The sequence below is a fragment of the Streptomyces sp. NPDC057002 genome (genome assembly GCF_042673825.1).
Taxonomy (GTDB): Bacteria; Actinomycetota; Actinomycetes; order Streptomycetales; family Streptomycetaceae; genus Streptomyces.
The window spans coordinates 614979-637314 of the sequence record NZ_JBHURZ010000006.1; the positions used below are offsets into that span (position 1 = coordinate 614979).

The 22336-nt window shown below is 72.8% G+C and carries 18 protein-coding genes; 12 read left to right on the top strand and 6 right to left on the bottom strand.

What is annotated here, in order from left to right; all coding sequences use genetic code 11:
• Positions 1-103: 103 nt before the first annotated feature.
• Positions 104-859 carry a TIGR03089 family protein gene (locus tag ACFT32_RS31040; protein WP_382495857.1) on the bottom strand — a complete coding sequence of 252 codons (756 nt, stop codon included), beginning with the start codon at positions 857-859 and terminating at the stop codon, positions 104-106.
• A gap of 150 nt (positions 860-1009) precedes the next feature.
• On the opposite strand from ACFT32_RS31040, the gene ACFT32_RS31045 reads away from it, so the two are divergent.
• Positions 1010-2470 (top strand): peptidoglycan recognition protein, encoded by a 1461-nt coding sequence (locus tag ACFT32_RS31045; RefSeq protein WP_382495859.1) that lies wholly within the window; start codon positions 1010-1012, stop codon positions 2468-2470.
• Positions 2471-2604: 134 nt separating this feature from the next.
• Positions 2605-3687, top strand: coding sequence for a sugar phosphate nucleotidyltransferase (locus ACFT32_RS31050; RefSeq protein WP_382495861.1), 1083 nt, complete (start codon positions 2605-2607; stop codon positions 3685-3687).
• A 183-nt stretch (positions 3688-3870) separates the two neighbouring features.
• Here the strand turns inward: ACFT32_RS31050 and ACFT32_RS31055 are convergent, their stop codons facing one another.
• The 4 genes from ACFT32_RS31055 to ACFT32_RS31070 all read right to left on the bottom strand — a co-directional run bounded on the left by ACFT32_RS31055 (position 3871) and on the right by ACFT32_RS31070 (position 7799).
• Positions 3871-4899, bottom strand: a complete 1029-nt coding sequence (locus ACFT32_RS31055) for a DNA-3-methyladenine glycosylase family protein (RefSeq protein WP_382495863.1) — start codon at positions 4897-4899, stop codon at positions 3871-3873.
• Positions 4900-4967: 68 nt separating this feature from the next.
• The gene (locus ACFT32_RS31060; RefSeq protein WP_382495865.1) at positions 4968-6299 is read right to left on the bottom strand and encodes a coenzyme F420-0:L-glutamate ligase; all 1332 of its coding nucleotides are present in this window, start codon (positions 6297-6299) and stop codon (positions 4968-4970) included.
• Positions 6296-7255 carry a 2-phospho-L-lactate transferase gene (gene cofD, locus ACFT32_RS31065; RefSeq protein ID WP_382495867.1) on the bottom strand — a complete coding sequence of 320 codons (960 nt, stop codon included), beginning with the start codon at positions 7253-7255 and terminating at the stop codon, positions 6296-6298. The genes ACFT32_RS31060 and cofD overlap by 4 nt, the downstream gene beginning before the upstream one ends.
• Positions 7256-7289: 34 nt before the next feature.
• Positions 7290-7799 carry a cysteine dioxygenase gene (locus ACFT32_RS31070; protein WP_382495869.1) on the bottom strand — a complete coding sequence of 170 codons (510 nt, stop codon included), beginning with the start codon at positions 7797-7799 and terminating at the stop codon, positions 7290-7292.
• A 659-nt stretch (positions 7800-8458) separates the two neighbouring features.
• Here ACFT32_RS31070 and ACFT32_RS31075 point away from each other — a divergent pair.
• The 3 genes from ACFT32_RS31075 to ACFT32_RS31085 all read left to right on the top strand — a co-directional run bounded on the left by ACFT32_RS31075 (position 8459) and on the right by ACFT32_RS31085 (position 14036).
• Positions 8459-8722 (top strand): WhiB family transcriptional regulator, encoded by a 264-nt coding sequence (locus ACFT32_RS31075; RefSeq protein ID WP_003990679.1) that lies wholly within the window; start codon positions 8459-8461, stop codon positions 8720-8722.
• 161 nt (positions 8723-8883) lie between these two features.
• Positions 8884-12576: a glycosyltransferase gene (locus tag ACFT32_RS31080; protein ID WP_382495871.1), complete on the top strand. Its 3693-nt coding sequence runs from the start codon at positions 8884-8886 to the stop codon at positions 12574-12576.
• Complete coding sequence (locus tag ACFT32_RS31085) at positions 12573-14036, top strand: DUF5719 family protein (protein ID WP_382495873.1); 1464 nt, start codon at positions 12573-12575, stop codon at positions 14034-14036. The genes ACFT32_RS31080 and ACFT32_RS31085 overlap by 4 nt, the downstream gene beginning before the upstream one ends.
• 39 nt (positions 14037-14075) lie before the next feature.
• Here ACFT32_RS31085 and ACFT32_RS31090 read toward each other — a convergent pair whose 3' ends face one another.
• A complete protein-coding gene (locus ACFT32_RS31090; RefSeq protein ID WP_382495875.1) occupies positions 14076-14531 on the bottom strand; it encodes a metallopeptidase family protein in 456 nt (151 codons plus the stop codon).
• Between the two features lie 294 nt (positions 14532-14825).
• On the opposite strand from ACFT32_RS31090, the gene ACFT32_RS31095 reads away from it, so the two are divergent.
• The 7 genes from ACFT32_RS31095 to ACFT32_RS31125 all read left to right on the top strand — a co-directional run bounded on the left by ACFT32_RS31095 (position 14826) and on the right by ACFT32_RS31125 (position 22318).
• Complete coding sequence (locus tag ACFT32_RS31095) at positions 14826-15248, top strand: DUF3499 domain-containing protein (protein ID WP_189726709.1); 423 nt, start codon at positions 14826-14828, stop codon at positions 15246-15248.
• A gap of 119 nt (positions 15249-15367) precedes the next feature.
• Complete coding sequence (locus ACFT32_RS31100) at positions 15368-16984, top strand: L-lactate permease (RefSeq protein ID WP_382495877.1); 1617 nt, start codon at positions 15368-15370, stop codon at positions 16982-16984.
• A gap of 102 nt (positions 16985-17086) precedes the next feature.
• Positions 17087-18451 carry a phosphomannomutase/phosphoglucomutase gene (locus ACFT32_RS31105; protein WP_382495879.1) on the top strand — a complete coding sequence of 455 codons (1365 nt, stop codon included), beginning with the start codon at positions 17087-17089 and terminating at the stop codon, positions 18449-18451.
• 100 nt (positions 18452-18551) lie between these two features.
• A complete protein-coding gene (locus tag ACFT32_RS31110) occupies positions 18552-18722 on the top strand; it encodes a Trm112 family protein (RefSeq protein WP_184598287.1) in 171 nt (56 codons plus the stop codon).
• 117 nt (positions 18723-18839) lie between these two features.
• A complete protein-coding gene (locus ACFT32_RS31115; protein ID WP_382495881.1) occupies positions 18840-19967 on the top strand; it encodes an SIS domain-containing protein in 1128 nt (375 codons plus the stop codon).
• Positions 19968-20054: 87 nt separating this feature from the next.
• The gene (manA, locus tag ACFT32_RS31120) at positions 20055-21206 is read left to right on the top strand and encodes a mannose-6-phosphate isomerase, class I (RefSeq protein WP_382495883.1); all 1152 of its coding nucleotides are present in this window, start codon (positions 20055-20057) and stop codon (positions 21204-21206) included.
• 131 nt (positions 21207-21337) lie between these two features.
• Positions 21338-22318 carry a cation diffusion facilitator family transporter gene (locus ACFT32_RS31125; protein WP_382495885.1) on the top strand — a complete coding sequence of 327 codons (981 nt, stop codon included), beginning with the start codon at positions 21338-21340 and terminating at the stop codon, positions 22316-22318.
• Positions 22319-22336 lie beyond the last annotated feature (18 nt).

Below are 22336 nucleotides of genomic sequence, written 5' to 3' on the forward strand. Positions count from 1 at the left end.
CGTGCCGCTAAGGGCGGCACGGGTGGGCGCAGCGGCACCCCGCTACGCCGGGCTGCGCACCCACCCGCCCTCAGCAGAATCGCCCAGCACCAAGAGAAACGGCCTACCGGGCAAGCGCCGTAACCCGCTCACTCTCCACCCGCTTGTCCAGCACCTCGCCCCTCGCCAACTCCAGATTCCGGCACAGCACCACGGAACCCCCCGTGGCCAACGGCCCGTACAACCCCGCGTTCAACCCTTCCCACGTGTCGTACGGCAACCCCGACAGAATCCGCGACCCGGGCCCGGTCAGCCCCAGCCCCGTCGCCCCCGCCCGAGCCCGCTCCACAACCTCGGCCCCGCTGAACTCCCGCCCCGCCACGATCAGCGCGGGCTCCTCCGGATCCACCGGCGCGTACGGCACGAACCGGTCCCCCTGCCCCGGCACCTCCACCGCGTAGTCGACGAACCCCTCGGGCGTCTGCGGAAACCGCCCCCCGAGCGGCCGCAGCGCCATCGCGATCCGCGCCCCGGAACACGCCCGGGCCGCTTCCAGCCCGTCCGGCCCGCTCACCACGACATCGGCGGCCCGGGCCTCCCCGGACACGTCCGCGACCACACCGACCGACGCACACGCGAGCAACCACACCGCCGTCTGCCAGTGCGCGGGCAGCAGCAGCGCGACCCGGTCCCCGGGCTCGACGGACAGCTCGTCCTGGAGCAGGTTCGCGGTCTTGGCCACCCAATTGGCGAAGGTGGCCACGGACAGTTCGACGCGTTCGCCCGTGGCGTCGTCGTAGAAGGTCACCAGGGGGCGTCCCGGATCCGCGGCGAGCGCGGAACCCAGCAGGTCGGCGGGGGTGCGATCGGTGGCGTTCACCCGCGCAAGCGTACGCGGCACGCCGGCCTCCGCCCAACGGCCGGGCCACCGCCCCGCCGTGCGTTCACCACCGGTTCGGCCGAATCCACGCCGACAGTCCGTCAAATCCCAAATGGACAGACTTATAGGGTTATGTCAAAGATCAGGGGCATGCGTGGATTCCTTGCTTCCTCGATCGGTGTCACCTGTGCGGCCGCTCTGGCCCTTCCCCTCACCCCGCCCGCCCTCGCGGCGACGGCGAGACCGGTGCCGACCACCGAGGCCGCCACGGCCGCGAGACCCGCGCCCCACGCGGGGACGCCGGACCCGACCATGACCGCCCGGCGCGGGGCCGAACCGTACGCCTCCGGCAGCACCCAGTCCCTCCCCCTCGAACCCCTCACCCGCAACCGCGCCACCCGCTCCGCATCTGCCTCCGCCTCCGCCTACGCCGAACAGGGCCTGTCCCGCCGTGCCGTACGCCGCTTCTCCCTCGTCGGCGTCATCTGGGACGACCCCCATGCCGAACTGCACGGCCGCGTCCATGTCCGCACCCGCGCCGCCGGCACCGGCACCTGGTCGGGCTGGCAGGACGTGGAGACGCACAACGCCGACCACGCGGCCGACCTGGACACCCCCGAGAGCACTTCGGGCCGCGTACGCGGCGCCACGGCACCGCTGTGGGTGGGCGACTCCGACGGCGTGGAACTCCGGGTCCGTTCGGAACTCCAGGGCACGGGCGGCCGCAGCATCGCGGTCGCGGCGCCCTCGCTCCCCTCCGGCCTCCGTCTCGAACTCGTCGACCCCGGAGAGGGCGACGAGGCACTCCCCGGCGGCCCCGTGGACGGCCCCCGCACCGGCGGCCTGAACACCGAGGCCTCCGCCGCCACCGACGCCTCCGCGGCCAACGCGGACCTCGCCCCCCTCGGCGCCACCGAGATCACGGCACTGAGCCGCGCGGCGACCGAGCGCGAGTTCTACACCCTCCGCGCCGGCGAGGCGGTGGAGCGGAAGCGGGCGAAGCCGTACGTCGGCCCGCGCCCCCGTATCGTCACGCGTCGCGGCTGGGGCGCGAACGAGGGGCTGCGGGAGCGGAAGTTCGTCTACACGAAGAAGGTCAAGGCGGCGTTCGTGCACCACACCGCCAGCGGCAACAAGTACAGCTGCTCGCAGTCCCCGTCACTCATCCGCAGTATCTACCGCTACCACGTCAAGAGCATGGGCTGGCGGGATGTCGGCTACAACTTCCTCATCGACAAGTGCGGAAAGATCTACGAGGGTCGCGCGGGTGGCGTGGCGAGGCCGGTCCTCGGCGCGCACACCCTTGGTTTCAACAGCAACAGCATGGGCATCGCCGTCATCGGATCGTACGGAGCCAAGAAACCGTCGTCCGCAGCCGTCAAGGCCATCGCCCGGGTCACGGCGTGGAAGCTGGGCCTGTACCGGATGAATCCGCGGGGGAAGACCTATCTGAAGTCGGCCGGCAGCAACCTCTACCGCAAAGGCAAGAAGGTACGACTGAACGTGATCTCCGGTCACCGGGACGGCTTCAAGACCGCCTGCCCGGGACGGAAGCTCTACGGCAAGCTCGGCTCGGCCCGCTCCAAGGCGGCCCGCTACCAGGGCCGCTGAGAACACGTTCACCGCCGTCGGGGGACAGGGGGGCGGAATGCCGCACGGCCAGCGAAGGCGCCACGGAACGGTCTGCATACACTGACCGGCCGAAAGACAGTTCGGCCGGTCCCGGCAGGAAGCAGAGACGACACGTGACTGAAGCGATCCTCTTGGTCGGTGGCAAGGGCACCCGGCTGCGCCCGCTCACGGTGCACACGCCCAAGCCCATGGTCCCGGCGGCCGGGGTGCCCTTCCTCACGCACCAGCTCGCGAGAGCGAGAGCGGCGGGCGTCGAGCACATCGTCCTGGCCACGTCCTATCTGGCGGAGGTCTTCGAGCCGTACTTCGGTGACGGGTCCGCGCTCGGGCTCCACATCGAGTACGTGACGGAGGAGGAGCCCCTCGGCACGGGCGGCGCCATCCGCAACGTCGCCTCCCGGCTGCGCTCCGGCCCCGACGACCCGGTCCTGATCTTCAACGGCGACATCCTGACGGGCCTGGACATCCGGGCCCTGGTGGACACCCATGAGACGACGGGCGCGGACGTCTCCCTGCACCTCACGAAGGTCTCGGACCCGCGTGCCTACGGTCTGGTCCCCACGGACGACACGGGCAGGGTCCTGGCGTTCCTGGAGAAGCCGCAGACCCCCGAGGAGATCGTCACCGACCAGATCAACGCGGGCGCGTACGTCTTCCGCCGTTCGGTCATCGACACGATCCCGCAGGGTCGGCCGGTGTCGGTGGAACGGGAGACCTTCCCCGACCTGCTCTCCGCCGGAGCCCACCTCCAGGGCATGGTCGACTCGACGTACTGGCTGGACCTCGGCACACCGGCGGCCTTCGTCCGGGGCTCGGCGGACCTGGTCCTCGGCCGGGCCCCGTCGCCCGCCGTCCCCGGCCGCTGCGGCGACCGACTGGTGCTGCCGACGGCGACGGTCGCGGCCGACGCGAAGCTGTCGGGCGGCACGGTGGTGGGGGAGGGCGCCTTCGTCGCCGAGGGCGTGCGGGTCTTCGGCAGCACGATCATGCCGGGCGCCGTGATCGAACCCGGCGCGGTCATCACCGACTCCCTCATAGGAGCCCGGGCCCGAGTCGGCGAACGCACCGTCCTCACGGGCACGGTCATAGGCGACGGCGCGACCATAGGCCCCGACAACGAACTCCTGGAGGGCACCCGCATCTGGTGCGACACCCAAATCCCACCGGGGGCGGTCCGCTTCTCATCGGACCAATAACCACTCAGCCACGGGCATGCGCGCCGCCCCAGCCACGGGCGTGCGTGCCGCCCCAGCTGCTTAGCTGCGGGCAATCGTGCCGCTAAGGGCGGCACGGGTGGGCGCAGCGGCACCCCGCTCCGCCGGGCTGCGGACCCACCCGCCCCCAGCACCAACGCAGGGCTCCACACACCGGGCAGCCCATCACAACGCCCCGATATCCCACCGAGGCATCTTCGGCGCCCGACGCCCCGGCACCCTCCCGCTCAGCAGAACCAACCGAGCCGCCCGATGCCGCTGCCCCGCATACGGCTCCAACAACGACAGCATCACGGCGTCATCCGCATCCCGATCCCCGGCAAGCGCCCACCCCACGATCCGAGGCAGATGCAGATCCCCCGTCGTCACCTCATCCGCCGCCCCATGACTCCGCTGCACCGTCTCCGCCGACGTCCACGGCCCCACCCCCGGCACAACCTCCAACCGCGCCCGAGCAGCCCCCGGCTCCATCCCGGCCGCCTCCTCCAACCGCCCGGCCACCCGAACCGCACGCAGAATCGTCGACGCCCGCTTGTTGTCGACCCCGGCCCGATGCCACTCCCACGACGGAATCAACGCCCACGTCCGAGGCCCCGGCATCACATGCATCGGCCCGGGCACGGGCCCCGGCGCCGGCTCCCCGAACTTCCGCACCAGCAACCGCCACGCCCGATACGCCTCATCGGTCGTGACCTTCTGCTCGAGAATCGACGGAATCAGCGACTCCAGCACTAGCCCGCTCCGCGTCAGCCTGAGCCCCGGCCGCCGATGCCGGGTCAACGCCACCAGCCGGTGCCGCGGCACGAACGCGGACGGATCATCGGCGGCCCCGAGCAGCTCTGGCAACCCCTCCAGCAGCCACTCGGCCCCGGGCCCCCACGCCTCCCCGCGCACCCCGCCACCGGACGCGCGCACCCGTAGTGTCCCGGGCCCGGCAGGAGTGAGCGCGGCCCGCCACACCGACCCGTCCGGCGTCGTCCGGAACGTCGGATCACCCGGCCCGCGCCGCAGTGGCCCGAGCACCAGACCGAGATCCAGCGGCCCGTCCGGCACCCAGTCGCGCACCCGCCCGGTGTCCGCCCGCACCGCTCGACGTGGAACGGGCACGACGACCTCGCCACCGCGCACGGGGGCACCTCCCACGCCATTCGGGCTGTGGGGGAGCGTGGGCCGGGGAGCGAACCGTCCTGCCATGAATGAGTCCCTGGAATCGGAATGCGAGAGGAGCGGGCCCTACGAGCGTAGACGCCGCCCCATCCCGGTCACCGCACCTCGATGAACGCCCCCGCGTCCCGCTCCGGCCGCGCTCGCGGTTCCTCCGCGGGATGCCCGACCGCCACCGCGCCCATCGGATCCCAGTCCGCCGGCAGCCCCAGCACCTCGCGCACCACGTCCCGGCAGAACATCGTCGACGACACCCACGCCGACCCCAGCCGCTCCCCGGCCAGCGCGACCAGGAGGTTCTGCACGCCGGCGCCCGCGGCGACCACGAACATCTCCCGCTCGGCGCCGTCCCGCCGCGGATCGCCGTAGGTGTGCGAGCCGTCCATGACCAGGCAGGGGACGACGAGGTACGGCGCGTTCCGCAGGACGTCCCCGCGGCGCACCCGCTTGGCGACGGACTCCTCCGTCTTGCCGTCCCGCCGCAGATCGGCGATCCAGGCGTCACGCATGGCGTCGAGCAGCCGCGTCCGTGCCTCCCCGGACTCCAGCAGCACGAACCGCCACGGTGTGGTGTGGTGCGGCGCGGGCGCCGTCACGGCAGCGGCCACCGCCCGCCGTACGGCACCGGGGTCCACGGGCTCGTCCGTGAAGGCCCGTACCGTACGCCGCTGGGTCACCGCCAGCCGTACCGCCTCCGACGTGCCGAGCCGGAACATGTCGTCGCGCGCGCCGCGCACCATGGCCCGCGCCCCTTCTTCGTCACCGTCCCCGGCGACCAGGTCCGGGAGTCCGCGTACGACGGCCACGGGCAGCCCGGCGGCCTTGCCCTTGACCAGGTCGCCCGCGGAGGCGAGTTCGTCGGCCGTGGCGACGACGGTGGCGCTCAGCGGATTGCCGTACGCGTCCGTGCCCCCGCGCAGATCGTCGAGGACGCGCACCCCGGCGGCGCCGATCGCGACATCCGTGAGCCCCGCGCGCCAGGGCCGCCCGAATGTGTCGGTGACGACGACACCGACCTCGACGCCGAGGATGTCCCGCAGCCCGTCACGGATCGCACGGGCGGACGCGTCCGGGTCCTCGGGCAGCAACAGCACGGTCCCAGACGGGGTGTTGGACGCGTCGACCCCGGCCGCGGCCATGACCAGGCCCTGCCGGTTCTCGACGATCCGGAGGGCGCCGCGCCGGGCCACCACCCGTACCGTCTCCGCATCGATGGCCGCCTCCCGGTCGGCCGCCCGGACGATGCGGCCCTCCGCCTTGGACACGATCTTCGACGTGACGAGCAGCACGTCCCCGTCGGCCAGACCGGGTTCCGCGGCCGCGATCAGCTTGGCCAGATCGTCCCCGGCCGCGACCTCGGGCAGCCCGGCCACGGCCCACACCCGGTATCCGTCGCCGTCCCGCCGCCGGTCCGAGACCTCCTCGCTCAAGCTCCCCGCACCTCCTCCGCCAGCGCCAGGGCCTCCCGGGCCATCCGCGCGGTCGCGTCGGTGTCGGTCATCATCAGCGGCACGGCCCGGCAGCGGACCCCGGCCGTCTCGACCTGCTCCACCACGCCCGCGTCCACCGTGTCCACGAGCCAGCCGTCCAGCAGGCCCGAGCCGTAGTGCTCGGCCACCGCCGCCGCGGTCGACTCGACACCAACGGCGGCCAGCACCTTGTCGGCCATGCCCCGCACGGGCGCGTCGCCGACGATGGGGGACAGGCCGATCACCGGCACCCCGGCGTCGGCGATCGCCTCCCGGATACCGGGCACGGCGAGGATCGTGCCGATCGACACGACCGGGTTGGACGGCGGGAAGAGGATCACGTCCGCCTCGGCGATGGCCTCCAGGACCCCCGGAGCGGGCTTCGCCTGGTCGGCGCCCACCGGCACGATCGCCTCGGCGGGCACCGAGGCGCGCAGCCGCACCCAGTACTCCTGGAAGTGGATCGCCTTGCGCTCACCGTCGATCTCGACCGCCACATGGGTCTCGACGCGGTCGTCGGACATCGGGATCAGCCGCACGCCCGGCTTCCAGCGCTCGCACAGCGCCTCCGTCACCGCGCTCAGCGGGTATCCGGCGCCGATCATCTGCGTCCGCACGATGTGCGTCGCGAAGTCCCGGTCGCCCAGGCCGAACCACTCGGGCCCCACGCCGTACGCCGCGAGCTCGTCCTTGAGATGGAAGGTCTCGTCGGCACGGCCCCAGCCCTGCTCCTCGTTGATGCCGCCGCCGAGCGTGTACATCACCGTGTCGAGGTCCGGGCAGACCTTCAGCCCGAAGAGGTGGATGTCGTCTCCGGTGTTGCCGATGACCGTGATGTCCGCGTCCGGCACGGCCCGCTTCAGACCACGCAGGAACCGGGCACCACCGATGCCGCCTGCCAGAACCACAATGCGCATGGGAGCCAGTCTTGCAGGCCCCTACGACAACCGGTCAGGCAGTGAGGGCGCCCGGCTCGGTACGGGCCGCCTCGCAGTGCGGGGCAGTGTGCATCGGCATCGCCGTCAGCCCCGGGTAATAGACGTGCAGGCTCACCGCCGACTCGAGTGCGTCATTCACGACCTCGTGTACATACCCCGGCGCGAACACGCGCTGCGCGCCCGCCCGCAACGCGCGCGTGCCCCGCTCCGTGCGCTCCGTCAGCGTGCCGTCCAGCACGGTCAGCACACCGGAGGAGCGGCCGTGGTCGTGCAGCCCGCTCCCCTGCCCGGGCACCCAGGACAGCAGCCACACCTCGTAGCCCGGACCGGTGCGCAGCCGGTGGTACCAGCGGCTGGCGGCGTCGTAGCGGACGAGGTGCTCCCACTGGGAGCGGTCGTCGGCGATGGAGCGGGCCAGGCCGACGAACTCGGCGACGGTGGCCGGGTGCTCGCGCTCCAGCTGGAGCAGGTGCGGGACTTCGAGGATGTCGCCGGCGATCTGGAGGTCGCTGTCGCTGTTCATGGGGTGCGTGGTTCCTCAGTGAAAGTGGGTCAGAGGGAACAAGGGCCGGGGGACTGGTGGCCGGCCTTCAGCTGGAGCGGGTGTGGCTCAACAGCTGGAACAGCAACAGCTACAGCGAGCGCGGGCAGCACCGTGGGACCCGGCGGTGCGGGTCGAGGTGAGTGCCAAGTTCGCGAGCATGCCCACTAGGACACCGGGTCACACCTCCGGTGTCAACTCGGCACCCGGTATGTGGGACGAGGTTCACCTCATCCGGTCGTTCACTCAGATGAAAGGTTTGTTCATGCCCCGACCGGGACACATGGCGTCCACCGGGCGCACAAACCTCGTTGCGTACTCGTGATCAGACTGTGATCAGATTCGCTTCGACGTGCGTGCCGGAACGAGATCGAACTCCTGGGCGTCCTCCCTCGTACAGGTCCGTACGGGGCCCGGGTGACGGTGGGGTCCTTCGCGGGCTCCGTCTGCGTGTCAAGGTTTATGCCGATTTGAACACTTTCCGCACGGCCTTGGTTCCGCAGAGTGAATAAGGGGCTCAATAGCAGATCTCGGCTTGACTCGCCCGGAGCAGCACACTTGTAATTTCACTCGTGTCGTTCAGCCGCAATCGGTAACGGCTACATCACGGGGACGCGGAAAAGAACAGACGAGGGGCGCACATGACCGAGCTGGTGCAGCAACTGCTGGTCGACGACGCGGACGAGGAACTCGGCTGGCAGGAGCGCGCGCTGTGCGCCCAGACCGACCCCGAGTCCTTCTTCCCCGAGAAGGGCGGCTCGACCCGGGAGGCCAAGAAGGTCTGTCTCTCCTGCGAGGTCCGCTCCGAGTGCCTCGAGTACGCCCTCGCCAACGACGAGCGATTCGGCATCTGGGGCGGCCTGTCCGAGCGGGAGCGCCGTCGGCTGAAGAAGGCCGCGGTCTGACCGGACCCTGGTTCGTGAACGGCCCGTCGCCGGTGGGTTATCCACAGGCGGCGGGCCGCCTTGCTGCCAGCCGATAGTGTGGGCGCTCGTCCGAGACGCCCCGCGGCCCCCGCCGGTCGCAGGCGTCCACCGCAGTCCACCGAACCGGGGCCCGTACCTCGATGTCCGTGCACAGCCACCCGGCAGCTCATCACGACACCGCTGCCACAGCCGTGTTTGACCCGGCCCACCCGCCCGAGTTCCCGCGTCATGTGGTGACCGCGGTCCTCGTCTCCCACGACGGCGCCCGCTGGCTGCCCGACGCGCTCGCCGGGCTGCTCGGCCAGGAGCGCCCCGTCCAGTACGCGATGGGGGCCGACACCGGCAGCGCGGACGCCTCCGCCCAGCTGGTCACCGACGCGCTCGGCGCCGACCGGGTGCTGCACCTCGCCCGCCGTACCGGCTTCGGCCAGGCCGTCGAGGAGTGCGGCCGCAGCGCCCCGGTCCTCACCCCGGACGAACTGCCGTACCTGAAGCGCCCCAGCGGCTGGGACCCCGTCACGCGCTCATGGCGGGACGACGCCTACGACATGCCCGAGCTCCCGCACGGTGAGCCGGTGCAGTGGCTGTGGCTGCTGCACGACGACTGCGCCCCGGAGCCCGACGCCCTGGCCCAGCTGCTGCGCGTCGTGGACAACGAGTACGAGCTGGGCCGCGACGACGTGGCCGTCGTGGGCCCCAAGCTCCGCGGCTGGTACGACCGGCGGCAGCTGCTGGAGGTCGGCGTCTCCATCGCCAACTCCGGCCGCCGCTGGACCGGCCTGGACCACCGGGAGCAGGACCAGGGCCAGCACGACCACGTCCGGACCGTGCTGTCGGTGTCCACCGCCGGCATGCTCGTCCGCCGCGACATCTTCGAACAGCTCGGCGGCTTCGACCGGCACCTGCCCCTCATGCGCGACGACCTCGACCTGTGCTGGCGCGCGCACACCGCGGGCCACCGCGTGCTGATCGCCCCGGAAGCCGTCGTCCGGCACGCCGAGGCGGCCTCCCGGGAGCGCCGCGCCGTCGACTGCGTGGGCCGCACCTCCGCCTCCCCGCACAAGGTCGACAAGGCCGGCGCCGTCTACAGCCTGCTCGTCAACACACGCACGGCCGTGCTCCCCTGGGTGCTGCTGCGCGTCGTGCTCGGCACCCTGCTGCGCACCGTCGCCTACCTCGTCGGCAAGGTCCCCGGACAGGCCGTCGACGAGATCCGCGGCCTCATGGGCACCCTGCTGCGGCCCGAGCGGATCCTCGCCGGGCGGCGCGTCAGAGGCACCCCCCAGGTCGACAAGGGCGAACTGCGGCCGCTGTTCCCGCCGCCCGGCGCGACCGTCCGCATGACCGTCGAGCAGGTCGCGGGCAACCTCGTCGGCAGCTCCGACCCCGAGGTCACCTCCGGCGCCGGACGGCACGGCGGAGCCGTCGAGTCGGGCCCCGGCGGCGACGACGCGGACTTCCTGCAGATCGAGCAGTTCGCCCGGCTCAAGCGCATCGCGCGCAAGCCCGGCCCGGTGCTCTTCCTCGTCCTGCTGCTCGTCTCCCTGCTCGCCTGCCGTGAACTCCTCGGCGGCGGCGCGCTCGCGGGCGGCGCCCTGCTGCCCGCCCCGGCCGACTCCGCCGCCCTGTGGGCGCGCTACCTGGACGCCTGGCACCCGGTCGGCGCCGGCGGCACCTCCTCCGCGCCGCCGTACGTCGCGCTCGTGGCGATGCTGGCTTCCCTGCTGTTCGGCTCGACCGGCCTCGCCGTCACCGTCCTGCTCGTCTGCTCGGTGCCGCTGGCCGGTGTCGCCGCCTACTTCGCCTCCCGCCCGCTGGTCGAGTCCCGGCTGCTGCGCGCGTGGGCGGCCGTCGTCTACGCCTTCCTGCCCGCCGCCACCGGCGCCCTCGCCGGCGGCCGCCTCGGCACCGCCGTCCTGGCCGTGCTGCTGCCGCTCATCGCGCGCGCGGGCATCGCGGCCAGTGGCCTGGCGAACCCGTCGGGCGCGCGGGGCAGCTGGCGCGCCACCTGGGCGTACGCACTGCTGCTGACCATCGCCACCGCGTTCACCCCGATCGTGTGGCCCGTCGCGCTGATCCTCGGGGCGGGGCTGCTGGCCGTGCGCCGGACGGACATCACGGCGTACGGGACGCGCTTCCTCGCCCAGCTCGGCACGCCCCTGCTGGTCCTCGCGCCCTGGTCGCTGTCGCTGCTCCCGTTCGGCTTCTTCCACCAGGCCGGCCTGGAGTACGGAGCCGCCTCCGCCTCCGCCCTCGACCTGCTCGGCGCCAGCCCGGGCGGTCCCGGCACCGTCAGCGGCCTGATGCTCATCGGCATCGTGCTGGCCGCGCTCGCCGCCCTGCTGCGCTCGGAACGCCAGTCGGGCATCCGCACGGCCTGGGCGGTCGCCCTGGTGGGCTTCGTCTTCGCGGCCCTGTCCAACAGCTCCACCTGGGCCGGCCCCGCGACCCTCGTCTACGGCATCGCCCTCCTGGCGGCCGCCGCGCTCGGCGCCGACGGGGCACGCGCGCGCGTGGCCGAGCAGAGCTTCGGCTGGCGCCAGCCGGTCGCCGTGCTGATCGCCTTCGCCTCGGCCGCGGGCCCGCTGCTCGTCGCCTCCGGCTGGATGATCCGCGGCGCCGACGGGCCCCTGGAGCGGCGCGACCCGACCCAGGTGCCCGCGTTCGTCGCCGAGGAGAGCGGCAGCCGCGACCAGGCCCGCACCCTCGTCCTCGACAGCGACTCCGGCGCCCACGTCGGCTACATGCTCGTGCGCGGCTCCGGCGCCCGCCTCGGCGACGGCGAGGTCGCCGCGGCCGACGGCGAGAACAGCAGGCTCGACAAGGTCGTCGCCAACCTCGTCGCCGGCTCCGGCGCCGACCAGGCCGACCAGCTCGGCGGCTTCGCCGTGCGCTACGTCCTCGTCCACCAGGGCGCGCCCCGCGAGGTCACCCGCGTCCTGGACGCCACGCCCGGCCTGACCCGGCTCAGCCAGCAGGGCGGCGGAGCGCTGTGGCGCCTCGACCGGCAGGTCGCGCGCGCCGCCATCGTCCCCGCCGCCGGATCCGGCACCCCGCAGCCCGTCGCCGCCGGGCCCGTCGACATCCACACCACCATCCCGACCGGCGCCGACGGACGGGTGCTGCGCCTCGCCGACACCGCCGCCGACGGCTGGACCGCCACTCTGGACGGCAAGCCGCTGACCCGCACCACGGTCGACGGCTGGGCCCAGGGCTTCGAACTCCCCGCCACCGGCGGCACGCTGGACGTCACCTACGACGACCCGGTCGGCCACACCGTGTGGCTGTGGACGCAGGGCCTGCTCGCCGTCGTCCTCGTGGTGCTCGCCCTGCCCGGCCGGCGCCGCGACGTCGACGACGACATGCCCGAGGAGCCGGTCGTCCCGGCCCCGGCGGTCGCCGGCGAGGGCCGCCGCGCCCGCCGCCTGCGCGCCCAGGCCGAGGCCGAGACCGAGGCGGAAGGAGCGGCCGGTCCCGGGGAGTTCCCGCCCCCGCCGCCCGAGCAGCCCCCGGCGGCCGTTCCCCAGCAGCAGAACTACGGTCAGTGGGACGGCGCGGGCTACCCGGGCGGCGAGTACCCGGGCTACGGCGACCAGTACCAGGCCGCCCCGCACCCGGCGGACGCCTACGGCGGGCAGTACCAGGCGGATCCGTACCAGGGCGGCCAGTACGACCCGTACGCGTACGGCGGCTCGCCCCAGGCACCGCAGTACGACCCGGCGGGCTACGACCAGGCCTACAACCAGGGCTACGGCACGCCGTACGACCCCGCGCAGGAGCAGCACCACCCCCACGGCACGGGCAGTGAGCGTCCCGACGGGAGCCAGCAGTGAACCGCACCACCCTGTCCCTGATCGCCGGCGTGACCGCGCTCGCCGCCGTCACCGGCTTCGCCGCGCTGTCCGCCCCGGACGACCCGGGCACGGACGCCACCGCCAAGGCGGCCGCCCAACTGCCCGTGGAGCGCACGAGCCTGCTGTGCCCGGCGCCCAGCACGTCCGACCTCGCCGAGACGTCCTACACGTCCTTCACGCCCGTCACGAAGGGCACGGAGAGCGGCGGCAAGGCCGAACTCCAGGCTTCGGTCAAGGGCAAGTCCGGGAAGCCCGTGCTGACCCCCAAGGAGCCCGGCAAGCCGGTCACCGGGGACAGCTCGGGTCCCGACGCGCCCGCGCTCGTCGGGACCGCCGACGGCAGGTTCGCGCCCGGCTGGACCGTCCAGGAGACCACCGAGGTCGCCGCCGGGACCGGGCGCGGCCTTCAGGGCGTCAACTGCGCGGCCCCGGACACGAGTTTCTGGTTCCCGGGCGCCAGCACGGCGGCCGACCGCACCGACTACGTCCACCTGACGAACCCCGACGACTCGGCCGCCGTGGTCGACATCGAGCTCTACGGCAAGGACGGCACCCTTCAGTCCCCGGTGGGGGAGGGCATCACCGTCCAGCCGCACTCCAGCGAGCCGGTCCTGCTGTCCACGCTCACGGACGAGGAACAGACCAACCTCACCGTGCACGTCAACGTCCGCAGCGGACGCGTCGGAGCTTCCGTGCAGGCCCTGGACGACAAGCTCGGCGGCGACTGGCTGGCCGCGTCCACGGACCCCTCGGGCAGCCTGGTCCTGCCCGGCATCCCCAAGGACGCCACCTCCGTGCGCCTGGTCGCCTTCACCCCCGGCGACGCCGACGCGGACCTGAAGGTGCGCCTCGCCTCCCCCTCAGGGCTGATCACCCCGGCCGGGCACGAGACGGTGCACGTCAAGGGCGGCATGACCACCGCCGTCGACCTCGGCGACGTCACACGCGGCGAGGCGGGCTCCCTGGTACTGACGCCGACGGACCAGTCCGTGCCGGTCGTGGCGGCCCTGCGGGTCGTACGGGGCAAGGGCGACAAGCAGGAGACGGCGTTCATCCCGGCCACCCGCCCCGTCGGCACGCGCGCGACGTCCGCCGACAACAACGCCAAGGGCAGCACCCTGTCCCTGACCGCCCCCGGCCGTGCCGCCACGGTCAAGGTCACCGCCTCGGCGGGCAGCGAGGGCGGCACCCCGGTGTCGAAGACGTACACGATCAAGGCCGGCACGACCCAGGACATCGAGCCCCCGGCCCCCGGCGGCCTCAAGGGCACCTACGCGCTCACGGTCGAACCGGTCTCCGGCGGCCCGGTCTACGGCGCCCGCACCCTGACGGCGAACGAGGGCGGCGTCCCCGCCTTCACCGTGCAGACCCTCCCCGACGACTGGGGGACGGTGGCGGTACCGGAGGCGGACGAGGACCTGTCGGTGCTGCAGAGGTAACAGGCGCGGGGAGGGGACGTACGGGCCGGCCCGTACGTCTCAGCCCTGGTCCTCGCCGTACCGCGGGTCCACCGTCTCCGGCGTCAGCCCCAGCAGCTCGGCGACCTGCTCGACGACGACCTCGTGCACCAGCGCCGCCCGCTCGTCGCGCCCCTTGGTGCGGATCTCGACCGGCCGCCGGTAGACCACCACGCGCGCGGGGCGTCCCTCGCGCGCACTGATCGTGCCGCCGAGCGGAACCGCCTCCTCGTTCCAGGCCTCGCCGGGCCCGTCGAGCCGCGGCACCTCCAGGACCAGGAAATCGATGTCGGCGAGCTGCGGCCACCGCCGCTCCAGACGCTCCACGGAGTCCTGCACCAGATCCGCGAACGCCTCCGCGCGGCTCGCGGCGAGCGGCACCTGCGGCGGTGCGATCGGGCCGCGCATGCCCCGGCCGTGGCGATCACGACGGCGGGGCCCGGGGGCGGCGGCACGGGGCGTTACGGGCTTGTCCATCACCGCTGAAGGGTAGTCCCCGCCACGCGCGTGTGCCCGGCACCGCGCGGCGCCACGGACGGCTTCCGGCCGACCCGCACGGCATGTCGTTACATGACCATTCCAGCCAAGGTTGGGCTTGATTCCGTATCCCGCCGAGACCGGCGACGTCACGGCAATTGACGATTTTGTGACGACTCTTGACCGCTCGCGGGCTCGTCCGACACCCCGGACGACGGTGTCCTGGCAGGTCAGCCGGGTGTGCCGCCAGGGGCGTGTGGGGCGTTTCACAACGCGACACGGTGGAGTGACGTGGTGGAGAGTCGTCGCGGCCCGCTCAAGAGTGCGGTACCGTCCAACATCGTGAGCCCTGTACGTCGCTGTTCGCGCACCGCCTGCGGCCGTCCCGCCGTCGCGACGCTGACGTACGTCTACGCCGACTCGACCGCGGTCCTCGGCCCGCTCGCCACCTACGCCGAACCCCACTGCTACGACCTGTGCGCCGAGCACTCCGAGCGCCTCACCGCCCCGCGCGGCTGGGAGGTCGTCCGGCTCCTCGACGGCTCCGCTCCGGCCCGCCCCAGCGGCGACGACCTGGAAGCCCTTGCGAACGCCGTGCGAGAGGCGGCCCGCCCCCAGGAGCGGGCGGCCGGGGCCGGCGGCGGAGGACGTGCGGCCGACCCGATGGAGGTCGCGCGGCGCGGTCATCTGCGGGTCCTGCGGTCCCCCGACAACTGAGCGCCCGTTCGGCTGCTGTCTCGCGCACACCCATTGACGCGAGCTTGTCGCGGACATGACCATTCCGTTTGAGGACGCGAGAAATCGCTTTCACATGACGGAAACCGGGGAGGCGCCCGTTGTACGTCCAGGAACTGGAACCCGTCGCCGGCTCACTGGGCGTGTCCGCCCTCGTGGCCGCCCTGCCCCTCGTGATCGTCCTGGTCCTGCTCGGCGGCGTCCGCCTCAAGGCGCACCTGGCAGGCCTGACCGGCCTCCTCGCCGCCGTGCTCGTCGCCTGGCTCGCGTACGGCATGCCCCTCGGCCAGACCCTCTCCAGCGCCGCCCAGGGCGCCGTCTTCGGCCTCTTCCCCATCCTGTGGATCGTCGTCAACGCCCTGTGGGTCTACCGGATGACCGTCCGCACCCGGCACTTCGACATCCTGCGCCGGTCCTTCGGGCGGCTCTCCGACGACCCGCGCATCCAGGCGCTCGTCATCGCCTTCTGCTTCGGAGCGCTGCTGGAGGCACTCGCCGGCTTCGGGGCGCCCGTCGCGATCAGCGCGGTCATGCTGGTCGCCCTCGGCTTCGAACCGGTGCGCGCCGCCGTCGTCGCCCTGGTCGCCAACACCGCCCCCGTGGCCTTCGGCGCGATGGGCACCCCGGTCGTCACCCTCGCCCAGGTCACCGGACTGCCGCTGGACTCCGTGGCGTCCGTGGTGGGCCGTCAGACACCGCTGCTGGCCCTCGTGGTGCCCCTGGTGCTGGTCTGGCTCGTGGACGGCCGACGCGGGCTGCGCGAGACCTGGGTGCCCGCCCTGGCGTGCGGAGTCGCCTTCGCCGTCGCCCAGTTCGCCGCCTCCAACTACGTCTCCGCCCAACTCGCCGACATCGGCGCCGCCCTCGCCGGCGCGGGCGCCCTGGTCGCCGTACCGCACGCGCGCGTGCCCGCCGCCGAGGCCGTACGCGCCTCCGTGCTGACCGGCGCCCGCAGCGAGGAACTCGACCAGGAGGACCCGCCCCGCGAGATCCTGCGCGCCTACGCCCCCTACGCGCTGATCGTCGTGATCTTCTCCGTCGCGCAGATACCGGCCCTCAAGGACTGGCTCGCCAAGACCACCCAGACCTACGACTGGCCCTTCCTGAACGTGGCGGGGCCGGACGGCGACCCGGTCAGCGGCAACGTCTTCACCTGGCCGATCGTGTCGACCGGCGGCACGCTGGTGCTCCTCGCCGGCGTCTGCACGGCCGCCGTCATCGGGGTGCACGCGCGCGTGGCGGTCAAGGAATGGCTCGCGACCGTCCACGAGCTGCGCTTCGCGATCCTGACCGTGACCTCCGTGCTGGCGCTCGCCTATGTCATGAACCTCTCCGGCCAGGCGGCGACGATCGGCCACTTCGTCGCGGCGGCCGGAGCCGGACTGGCGTTCCTCTCACCCGTCCTCGGCTGGTTCGGAGTCGCCGTGACCGGATCCGACACCTCGGCCAACGCCCTCTTCGGCGCCCTCCAGGTGACCGCAGCCCGCGAGTCCGGACTCTCCCCCGACCTGCTGGCCGCCGCCAACAGCTCCGGCGGTGTCCTCGGCAAGATGATCTCCCCGCAGAACCTCACCATCGCCTGCGCGGCCGTCGGACTCGCGGGCCGGGAGGGCGACTTGCTGCGCAAGGTACTGCCGTGGAGCCTGGGCCTCCTGCTGGTCATGTGCCTGATCGTGGTCGGCCAGAGCACGCCGGTCCTGGGCTGGATGCTGCCCTGACCTGAGGGGACGCCGGGGCGTCCTCCGGCGTCCGCCCGGCGCGCTGTCAGCGGGCGGGGGTAGTTTGGGCCGACCGACAGTACTTTTTCAGGAAGGTTGGCCGTGGCTGCTGATCTGTCGCAGGTCGTGAAGGCGTACGACGTACGCGGGGTCGTCCCGGACCAGTGGGACGAGTCCCTGGCGGAGCTCTTCGGGGCGGCCTTCGTCCGGGTCACCGGTGCGAGTGCCATCGCGACCGGGCACGACATGCGGCCCTCCTCGCCGGGCCTGTCGCGTGCCTTCGCGCGCGGGGCCGCAGCGCAGGGCGCCGATGTGACGGAGATCGGGCTGTGCTCGACGGACCAGCTGTACTACGCCTCGGGCGCGCTGGACCTGCCGGGCGCCATGCTCACCGCCTCCCACAACCCGGCCCAGTACAACGGCATCAAGATGTGCCGCGCGGGCGCCGCCCCGGTCGGCCAGGACACCGGCCTCGCGGAGATCCGCGAACTCGTCGAGGCCTGGAGCGAGTCGGGTGCCCCGGAGCCGGCCGCGAAGACGGGAACGATCACCGGCCGCGACACGTTGTCGGACTACGCGGCGCACCTGCTCTCGCTGGTCGACCTGGCCTCCGTCCGCCCCCTGAAGGCCGTCGTCGACGCGGGCAATGGCATGGGCGGCCACACGGTCCCCGAGGTCTTCGCCGGCCTGCCGGTGACGCTGGTCCCGATGTACTTCGAGCTCGACGGCACCTTCCCCAACCACGAGGCCAACCCCCTCGACCCGGCCAACCTCGTCGACCTGCGGAAGCGGGTCCGCGAAGAGGGCGCCGACCTGGGCCTCGCCTTCGACGGCGACGCCGACCGCTGCTTCGTCGTCGACGAGCGCGGCGAGCCGGTCTCCCCGTCCGCGATCACCGCCCTGGTCGCCTCCCGTGAGCTGGCCAGGCACGGCGGCAAGGGCATGATCATCCACAACCTGATCACGTCCTGGTCGGTCCCCGAGGTCGTCGAGGAGAACGGCGGCACCCCGGTCCGCACCCGCGTGGGCCACTCCTTCATCAAGGCGGAGATGGCCCGGTCGGGCGCGATCTTCGGCGGCGAGCACTCCGCGCACTACTACTTCCGCGACTTCTGGAACGCCGACACGGGCATGCTGGCCGCCCTCCACGTCCTGGCGGCCCTGGGCGGCCAGGCAGGCCCGCTCTCCGCCCTCGTCGCCCAGTACGACCGCTACGCGGGCTCCGGCGAGATCAACTCCACGGTCACCGACCAGGCGGCCCGCCTCGCCGCGATCCGCTCCGCCTACGAGAGTCGCGAGGGCGTCGAACTGGACGACCTCGACGGCCTCACGGTCTCCGCCGCCGACTGGTGGTTCAACGTCCGCCCCTCCAACACGGAGCCGCTGCTGCGCCTGAACGCGGAGGCGAGGGACCCGGAGACGATGGCCCGGATCAGGGACGAGGCACTGGCGATCATCAGGGGCTGACAGGACCGCGAGCTCAGCTTCTTCCCCTCCGCCCCACCCTCACCGGCGGTACTCTGACCAGGCACATCCGCACCGCCCTGACCCCTGGAAGTGAAGCCATATGCCCCTCGAATCCGGCCTCCTGGACATCCTCGCCTGCCCGGCCTGCCACGCCCCGCTCAAGGAGCAGGACACCGAGCTGATCTGCACCGACCAGAGCTGCGCCCTGGCCTACCCCGTCCGCGACGGCATCCCCGTCCTCCTGGTCGACGAGGCCCGCCGCCCCGCGTAGGACACACGGGCGGACCCGCCCGCGTGAGCCCCCGGTGCGCATGGCTCCCGGCACAACGGGCACCGAGGCAGGACGACATCCCCATAACGGACCCCGGCGATCGGAGGCTGCCGCCCCATGCTCGACGAATCGCTGCTCGACTCCCCTGAGGGCCTCGCGGAGGCCGACCACCGAAACCTGCTCCGCGGCGCCGCGGAAGCCGGTGCGCGCGTCCGCACGGCCGCCCGCCACGCCGCCGAGGCGGGCATCAACGACCTCAAGCCCGACGGCCGCCCCCGCGGCGTCCTGATCGCCGGCCCGGGCGCCGCCGCCACCCACGCGGCCGACCTCCTCGGCGCGCTCGCCGGCGCCGGCAGCCCGGTGACCCGCCTGGCTCCCACCGGCGTCGCCCCCGCCGCGGGCGCCCTGCGCTGGGAACTGCCCGGCTGGGTCGGCTCAGTGGACCTCCTCCTGATCACCACCCCGGACGGCACCGAACCGGGCCTCTCCCTCCTCGCCGAGCAGGCCTACCGCCGCGGCTGCACCGTCGTCGCGGTAGCCCCCAGCAGGTCCCCGCTCGCCGACGCCGTCAACGGCTCGCACGGCCTGTTCGTCCCCATGGCGACCGCCCCGTACGACCAGGACGAGCCCTTCGCCGCGTCCGCCCCCGGCGTCCTGTGGGCCCTGCTCACCCCGCTCCTCGCGCTCCTGGACCGCGCGGGCGTGCTCGCCGCCCCGCCGGACGCCCTCGGCAAGGTCGCCGACCGCCTCGACCGCATCGCCGAACGCTGCGGCCCCGCCATCGCGACGTACAGCAACGCCGCCAAGACCCTGGCCGCCGAACTCGCCGACGCGCTCCCCATCGTCTGGACCGAGGGCGTCTCGGCCGGACCCGCGGGCCGCCGATTCGCCGCCGCCCTCGCCGAACTGTCCGGCACCCCCGCCGTCGTCGCCGAACTCCCCGAGGCACTCGCCGCACACAGCGCCCTGCTCGCGGGCCCGCTGGCCGCCAGCGCCGACCCCGACGACTTCTTCCGCGACCGCGTCGAGGAAGCACCAGCCCTCCACGCGCGCGTGGTGCTGCTCCGCGACCGCCCCATCGGCGGCCTCACCGCCGCCCCCGGCGCCCGCGACCTGGCCCTCAGCCACGACACCCCGATCAGCGAACTGGAACCGGAGGCGGGCGACGAGCTGGAGACCCTCGCCGAACTGATCGCCATCACGGATTTCGCCGCCGTTTACCTGGCGCTCGCTTCGAGGGCCTGATCATGCCCGGGACACCCTGACGCCCACGCGGCAGCCGCCCGGGAGCAGCAGGCGTACGTACGCACTCACAGGACCAGAGAGATCCCCATGGACCGCCTCGACAACACCATCCGCCCCTACGCCTGGGGTTCCCCGACCGCCATCCCGAACCTGCTCGGTGCCGAACCGACCGGCGAGCCGCAGGCGGAGATGTGGATGGGCGCCCACCCGGGCGCACCCTCGCGCACCGGCCGGGGCACGCTCGTCGAGGTCGTCGACGCCGACCCCGAGAAGGAACTGGGTCCGGCCGCCGTCGCCAAGTTCGGCCCCCGCCTGCCCTTCCTCCTCAAGATCCTCGCCGCCGGAGCCCCGCTCTCCCTCCAGGTCCACCCCGACCTGGCGCAGGCGAAGGAGGGCTACGCGGACGAGGAGCGCCGCTCCATCCCCGTGGACGCCCCGCACCGCAACTACAAGGACGCCAACCACAAGCCCGAACTGATCTGCGCGCTCACCGAGTTCGACGGGCTGTGCGGCTTCCGTGACCCGCTCGAGGCAGCCGGCCTGCTCGACGACCTCGGCGTCGACTCCCTCAAGCCGTACGTCGACCTGTTGCACGCCCACCCCGAGGACGCGGCCCTGCGCGAGGTCCTCACGGCGATCCTCACCGCCGACCCCGACGAGATGTCCCGCACGGTCCAGGAAGCGGCCGCCGCCTGCGACCGCCTCGGCGGCGCCTACGCCCCCTACGCCGACATCGCCCACCACTACCCGGGCGACCCCGGCGTCATCGCCGCGATGCTGCTCAACCACGTCCGGCTCCAGCCCGGCGAGGCCCTCTACCTCGGCGCCGGCGTCCCGCACGCCTACCTCGACGGCCTCGGCGTGGAGATCATGGCCAACTCCGACAACGTCCTGCGCTGCGGCCTCACCCCCAAGCACGTCGACGTCCCCGAACTCCTGCGCATCGTCCATTTCCGCGCCGGCGACCCCGGCGTCCTGCGCCCCGAGGCCTCCCCGGACGGCGAGGAGGTCTACGAGACCCCGATCGACGAGTTCCGCCTCTCCCGCTACGTCCTGCCCGAGGCCGGCGCCACCCACGACCTCACCCGCCCGACCCCGCAGATCCTGCTCTGCACGGCCGGCGCCGTCCGCGCGGGCGAGCACGACCTCACCCCGGGCCGGTCCGTCTTCGTCCCGGCCGGCGAAAAGGCCGAAGTGTCCGGAACCGGCACGCTCTTCCGGGCCACGGTCATCGCCTGACCTCCCTGGACGGTGACCTGGCGCGCTCCCGCCGGAGCGGGCTGCAACAATGGCCCACCGTCAAGCACGGGCAAAGCCACGGGCGACGCACCCGGGCCCTGAAACGGCGTACGAAGGGACAACGCGAACATATGAGCGCGTCAGGCGGCACCAAGGCGATCGTGGCGGCATTGGCCGCCAACCTCGCGATCGCGGTAGCGAAGTTCGTGGCGTTCCTCTTCAGCGGCTCGTCCTCGATGCTCGCCGAGTCCGTGCACTCGCTCGCCGACTCCGGCAACCAGGCACTGCTCCTCCTCGGCGGCAAGAAGGCGAAGCGCGAGGCCACCCCGCAACACCCCTTCGGCTACGGCCGCGAGCGCTACATCTACGCCTTCCTCGTCTCCATCGTCCTCTTCTCGGTCGGCGGCATGTTCGCCCTCTACGAGGGCTACGAGAAGATCAAGCACCCGCACGAGCTGACGAACTGGTACTGGCCGGTCGGCGTCCTGGTCTTCGCGATCATCGCCGAGACCTTCTCCTTCCGCACCGCCATCAAGGAGTCCAACGTCCTGCGCGGGCGCCGCTCCTGGACGGAGTTCGTCCGCCACGCCAAGGCCCCCGAGCTCCCGGTCGTCCTCCTGGAGGACCTCGGCGCCCTCGTCGGCCTGATCCTCGCCCTCGGCGGCGTCGGCCTCGCCCTGCTCACCGGCGACAGCGTCTGGGACGGCGTCGGCACGCTCTGCATCGGCATCCTGCTCATCCTTATCGCCCTGGTCCTCGCCGCCGAGACCAAGTCGCTGCTGCTCGGCGAGTCCGCCGGCGTCGAGGAGACGCAGAAGATCGAGACGGCCCTCGTCGACGGCGACACGGTCACCCGCATCATCCACATGCGCACGCTCCACCTCGGCCCCGAGGAACTCCTCGTCGCCGCGAAGATCGCCGTCCGCCACGAGGAGACGGCCACCGAGATCGCCGCCGCGATCAACGCCGCCGAGTCCCGCATCCGCGAGGCCGTCCCGATCGCCCGTGTGATCTACCTCGAGCCGGACATCTACAGCGAGACCGAAGCCGCCAAGGGCTCCGACCCCGAGGCGACGCCCGGGGGACCGACGCCGAGCGACGCCGGACACTGACGTCCCGCAGGAGCACCG